This is a genomic window from Streptomyces sp. NPDC006624 (genome assembly GCF_040611555.1).
Lineage (GTDB): Bacteria > Actinomycetota > Actinomycetes > Streptomycetales > Streptomycetaceae > Streptomyces.
Genome location: NZ_JBEXOM010000072.1, coordinates 1 through 1,282, shown reverse-complemented (window position 1 = coordinate 1,282; position 1,282 = coordinate 1). Strand labels below are relative to the sequence as shown.

The following is a 1,282-nucleotide window of genomic DNA, read 5'->3' as shown; positions in this document are numbered from 1 at the left end:
GGCTGTTCGACAAGGCGCGGGGCCGCATCGTCGGTTCCGAGCAATACCTGACCAAGCCATTCACGCGCGAGGAGCTCCTCGACGCGATCCGCAAGCACGTACACGCCTGACCGGGGGGTAGGGCACACCATGGCACGCATCCTGCTTATCGAGGACTCGCCGACGGATACCGCGGTGTTGACCCAACTGCTGCAACGCAACGGTCACGAGGTGTTCGCCGCGGGCAGTGCCGAGGACGGAATCGAAGCGGCCAAGCGCGAGCTGCCCGACCTGGTGATGATGGACGTGGTGCTGCCGGGCATGAACGGCTTCCAGGCCACCCGTGCGCTGAGCCGGGACGAGCAGACCAAGCAGATCCCGGTGCTGATCGTCAGCACCAAGGGCATGGAGACCGATCGCGCCTGGGGCATGCGCCAGGGCGCGCGCGACTACATCGTCAAACCCCCGCGCGAGGACGATCTGATCGCGCGGATCAAAGAATTGCTGGATAAGTGAAACGATGATTTTGAAGACGCCGTTCGATGTGCTGAGCGATTACGAGCGCCGTTCGCTGGCGCACGTGGCCGGTCTGCCCGAACAGCTCGACGCGCCCGGCCTGTGGCGCGGCGTCGGCTACGGCATCGGCGCGCGCCGGCTCGCCTCGACCGTCGCCGCGGTGGTGGAAATCCTCTCGCTGCCGCAGGTCACCCAGGTGCCCGGGGCGCAGCCGTGGATGCTCGGGGTGGCCAACGTGCGCGGCAGCCTGCTGCCGATCGTCGACCTCAAGCAGTTCCTGGAGGGCGAGCGCACCGTGCTGCACGAAGGCCAGCGCATCTTGCTGGTGCGCCAGCCCGGCGGCGACGTCGCGGTGCTGATCGACGAGCTGTTCGGCCAACGCAGCTTCCACGAGCACAACCTGCTCGACCTGGACCAGGCGCAGGCGCTGACCTCGGGCCGTTACGCCAACTTCGTCGAGCGCGCCTACCGCGTGGACGACCACGCCTGGGGCGTCTTCAGCCTCGAGCGCCTGGCCCGCACCCCCGAATTCCGACAAGCAGCGGCCTGACGCAGCCGCTTCCTCCAACAAGACCGCACGCACGTACACCCGAGGTTCCCGAACCATGAGCACTGTGATGGACAACGCCGGCAAGAGCCGCATGCTGGGCGCCAATACCTGGCTGATCGACCAACCCAAAACACAAAACAAAAACACCCAAAACACCCCCAACCCAACAAAACAACCCACCAACAAAAAAAACACCAACACAACAACCACACACAAACAACAAAACACACAAAAAAA

The 1,282-nt window shown here is 64.5% G+C and carries 3 protein-coding genes and 1 pseudogene; all 4 read left to right on the top strand.

Features of this window, described 5'->3' with window-relative positions:
- Positions 1-110: pseudogene (locus tag ABZY20_RS37235) on the top strand (response regulator); the annotation flags it as partial.
- 19 nt (positions 111-129) lie between these two features.
- The gene (locus ABZY20_RS37230; RefSeq protein WP_074862927.1) at positions 130-495 is read left to right on the top strand and encodes a response regulator; all 366 of its coding nucleotides are present in this window, start codon (positions 130-132) and stop codon (positions 493-495) included.
- A 4-nt stretch (positions 496-499) separates the two neighbouring features.
- Positions 500-1,045 (top strand): chemotaxis protein CheW, encoded by a 546-nt coding sequence (locus ABZY20_RS37225; RefSeq protein ID WP_356447967.1) that lies wholly within the window; start codon positions 500-502, stop codon positions 1,043-1,045.
- Positions 1,046-1,100: 55 nt separating this feature from the next.
- Positions 1,101-1,282 (top strand): hypothetical protein (locus ABZY20_RS37220; protein ID WP_356447965.1); only part of this gene is annotated, 182 nt, incomplete at its 3' end.

Coding starts and splice junctions, on each gene's coding strand:
- ABZY20_RS37230 (WP_074862927.1), top strand. CDS start 130: ATGGCACGCATCCTGCTTATCGAGGACTCGCCGACGGATACCGCGGTG.
- ABZY20_RS37225 (WP_356447967.1), top strand. CDS start 500: ATGATTTTGAAGACGCCGTTCGATGTGCTGAGCGATTACGAGCGCCGT.